Source organism: Gemmatimonas sp. (assembly GCF_041689975.1).
In the GTDB taxonomy this organism is placed as follows: Bacteria; Gemmatimonadota; Gemmatimonadetes; order Gemmatimonadales; family Gemmatimonadaceae; genus Gemmatimonas.
Genome location: NZ_JBDNFF010000215.1, coordinates 1 through 3,713 on the forward strand (window position 1 = coordinate 1; position 3,713 = coordinate 3,713).

A 3,713-nucleotide genomic window follows, 5' to 3' on the forward strand; every position below is an offset into this window, starting at 1 on the left:
CGATGACGTGTACGTGCCGATGTCGCTCGTACTACGTGGGCACCGCGTGGCTTTCAGCTATGCAGCGAAAGCTCGAGACGTGCGGAGCTTTGATGCAAAGGCGGAAGGTGAGCGCAAGACGCGCACGTTGACCGGCGTGATACAGTTGCTCGGATTGCTGCCGGCGATCAAGAGTTCCGCGAATCCGATTCGTGCACAGTTCGTAATGCACAAGCTGGCGCGACTGACAACGCCTTTGTGGTTGACAATCGTAGCCATCGCCACGCTGGGAATGTCGACACTTTTCGCCGTGCGATACCCGACAGCGTCAGCATTAACGCTCGGTGCACTGCTCGCAACACTTGCCGCCATCCCCCCACTCCGCCGCCGAACCATGAAACTCGTCGGCTGGGTATTCTCGCTTCAGGTTGCCACCGCGAAGGCCGTGATGAATGGCGTTCGTGGTTCGTGGTCTGTATGGCAGAATACCGACCGAAAATGACTATCCGAACACTTCCAGCGCCAACTCGATCCGCCCAAACGGTGCACTGACCTGCACCCCCTGCACCGATTCGCGCACCCGCTCCAAAGCCTCCCGCGCGATCGCGATGCCTTCCGCCAGCGCGTGCTCCTTGCTCTTGTCGTTCGCTTTGCGCATACGGTCCAGCACTTCCTTGGGCACCGTTACGCCCGGTACTTCATTCGCCAAAAACTCCGCGTTGCGCGCCGACACCAGCGGCCAGATACCGGCGACGATCGGGATGCGCACGTCGCTGATGCTGGTCAGGAAATGCTCCAGCTGCGCCGGATCGAACACCGGCTGCGTAATCGCATACTCGGCGCCCGCCTCCACCTTCCAGTGGTACCGCTTGAGTTCATGCGCCGGGTCGATAGCCGCCGGATTCACACCCACCCCGACCACAAATCGCGTGGGCTCGCCAATGGGATTGTTTCCCGGGTCCAAGCCACGATTCAGTTTGCTTACGAGATTTGTGAGACCAATGGCGTCGATGTCGAACACCGCCGTAGAATCGGGATACGGACCCATCTTCGGCGGATCACCGGTAATGAGCAGCATGTTACGCAACCCAAGAGCCGATGCGCCCAGCAGGTCGCTGAGCATCCCTAACAGATTGCGATCTCGGCAGCAGTAGTGTGTGACTGCCTCGATACCGTGACGCTCGATAATGAGGCTCGCGGCGATTGCACCCATCCGGCTCTGCGCGCGCGGTCCGTCGGGCACGTTGATGGCATCGACACCGGCCTTGTGCAACGCCGCGGCATCGATCTCCAGCTTCACGGTATCCACGCCGCGCGGCGGCACGATTTCCACCGAGGTCACGAACTGGCCGCTGGCGATCTTGGCGCCAAACCGCGAACGCTGCGCCAATGGCACCGGCTCGCGTCCAATGGGTTCGTCACGCACGGCACCTGATTCATCGCGTGCCACGATCACCCGCGTGCGCGGTGCGAGCGGGCGTACACCCTCCACCATGGCCTTGATGTGGTCCGGCGTGGTACCACAACAGCCACCCACGATCTTGGCGCCCGCCTGAATCAGATGACGCGCGTACGTGGCCATGTACTCCGGGCTCGCCATGTACATCGAGCGCCCGCCCACCTCGCGTGGCATACCGGCGTTCGGCTGCGCCGAGAGTTTGCGCGTGGTCACGGCGGCCATCCGCTCGATCGCGTCCAGAATCGTTTGCGGGCCCACCGAGCAATTCAGGCCGATCACGTCCACGCCCCAGCGATCCAGCACGCGGGCGATGTCCTCGGGGCTAGCCCCGAATGCCGTGCGCAGGTCCGGGCCCACGGTGGCCTGTGCGATCACGGGCATGCCAGCGTCTACCTCACGGGCCGCCAGAATCGCCTGCTCCAGCTCCTCGAGATCGGTGAACGTTTCCAGCAAGAAGCAGTCGGCGCCACCAGCCTTGAGGGCCGCCATCTGCTCGCGAAACAGCGCGCGTGCTTCCTCTTTGGCGGTTGGTCCGTACGGCTCGAGGCGTACGCCCAGCGGTCCCACCGCGCCGGACACCAGGCGTTGCTCGCCGGCCGCCTCGCGAGCCAACTGCGCCGCCTTGGTGTTGATCGCGGTGACCTGACCCTCGAGCCCATACTGCGTGAGCTTGGCGCGGTTGGCGCCGAAGGTGTTCGTCTCCAGCACTTCGGCGCCTGCTTTTACGTACGCCGCGTGGATCTCGCGCACCAAGTCGGGGCTGCGTAGCACAAGCTCGTCGTAGCACTGGTTGATGAACACGCCGCGGGCATAGAGCATCGTGCCCATCGCCCCGTCGAACATGATCACCTGTTCCGGGTCCAGCAGGCGGGCCAGGAGTGCGGCGCGAGGGCGCGGGGCCGTGACACCGTTGACTCCAGTCGCGGTGCTAGGCGGGATCGTCGGCAGCTCGGTGGCGGTTATCATAGATAAATTCAAGATATGTCGACGCCAGCTTTTGGCGAATCCAATGACGCCCTCGGACTCGACGCTGCATCATAGACGCGCGCCCCGCGGCGCTCGCAACTCGGCCCACATCTTGCTCTTCAGTAACGCAACTCACAGTCCCGTTACCCCTTCATTTTGGTAAATCTCATGAAGACAACACTTTCGATGGTTGTATTGGCTGCAGTGGGTGTGGCGTTGACCACACCAACTGTGGCGTCGGCGCAAGTATGGGCCAATTGGAGCTTGCCGAGCTCGTGTACTGGGAGCATTAGTGGGACGTTCGGCGCTGCTAGCGTGACGTACGCTGGTACCTACGCCGGTGTGCAGAATGCTGCGGGTGCCGATTGTCCCAGCAATATCTCGCAGACTGGCGGTCAGGGAGACAATTATTGGAATCGCGCCGGCTCTCCCTCGCTGGCTTACGCCGCCGCGCCGCCTGACAACATTTCGTTCATTCAATACGTCGGTAGTGCCGGCGGCACGATCACCTTCAGTCAGGCCGTGATCGACCCGTGGATCGCGCTCATCAGCGTCGGTCAGCCGGGTCAGACCACGACGTTGACATTCAGCGATGTTTTCACGATCGCCTCCCGAAACAGCACACCGTCCACGCTGGCGTACTGGGACCAACTGGAGGATCTCGATTCGGGTATCAATCCGAACAATCTGAATCAGCTTATCGCCACGGAGTTCAGCGGTGTCCTGCAGTTCAAGGGAACGTTCACCTCGCTCACGATTGCGACAAACGGCGAAAACTGGCACGGCTTCACCGTAGGCGCGACGTCGGTCGTTCCAGAACCATCAACCTACGCACTCATGTCGGTCGGCCTGATCGGCATGGGCGTGGTTGCTCGCCGCCGCCGCAAGAGCTGACCGCCGCAGCAAAAGCGTTTGAAACAAAAGGGCCCCCAGTAACGATGGGGGCCCTTTGTTTTTCAGGGGTCTGAACGGAGGTCGCGCATACCCGTGGCACTCGCTTTCAACGGACAGCATTATCCTTCCATATGCCATTGCTCACGCTCAATCGCGCCTCCCGTCTCGCGCTGCTCCCCGAGCTCCTCGCCCGCCGCATCCTGCTGCTGGACGGCGCCATGGGGACCATGCTGCAGACTTATCGGCTCACTGAAGCCGACTACCGGGGCACGCGATTCGCCGATTGGCCCAGTGATCTCAAGGGAAACAACGATCTGCTGGCCCTCACGCAACCGAACATCGTGGGCGCCATCCAGCGGCAGTACCTCGAGGCCGGGGCCGACATCCTCGAGACGAACACCTTCAATGCCAACAC

4 protein-coding genes are annotated in these 3,713 nt (G+C 62.1%); 3 read left to right on the forward strand and 1 reads right to left on the reverse strand.

The window, feature by feature from the left end:
• The first annotated feature begins 13 nt into the window (after positions 1–13).
• Positions 14–481: a hypothetical protein gene (locus ACESNG_RS13550; protein WP_373069379.1), complete on the forward strand. Its 468-nt coding sequence runs from the start codon at positions 14–16 to the stop codon at positions 479–481.
• On the opposite strand, the gene ACESNG_RS13555 is transcribed toward ACESNG_RS13550, so the two are convergent.
• Positions 482–2,404, reverse strand: coding sequence for a bifunctional homocysteine S-methyltransferase/methylenetetrahydrofolate reductase (locus ACESNG_RS13555; RefSeq protein WP_373069381.1), 1,923 nt, complete (start codon positions 2,402–2,404; stop codon positions 482–484).
• Positions 2,405–2,719: 315 nt separating this feature from the next.
• Between ACESNG_RS13555 and ACESNG_RS13560 the strand changes: the two genes are divergently transcribed.
• Positions 2,720–3,298, forward strand: a complete 579-nt coding sequence (locus ACESNG_RS13560) for a PEP-CTERM sorting domain-containing protein (protein ID WP_373069383.1) — start codon at positions 2,720–2,722, stop codon at positions 3,296–3,298.
• A gap of 131 nt (positions 3,299–3,429) precedes the next feature.
• The coding region (locus tag ACESNG_RS13565; RefSeq protein WP_373069385.1) for a homocysteine S-methyltransferase family protein at positions 3,430–3,713 on the forward strand (284 nt) is incomplete at its 3' end.

Bases quoted from the DNA above. Each gene is read 5' to 3' on its own strand.
- ACESNG_RS13555 (WP_373069381.1), bottom strand. From the start codon at position 2,404: ATGATAACCGCCACCGAGCTGCCGACGATCCCGCCTAGCACCGCGACT.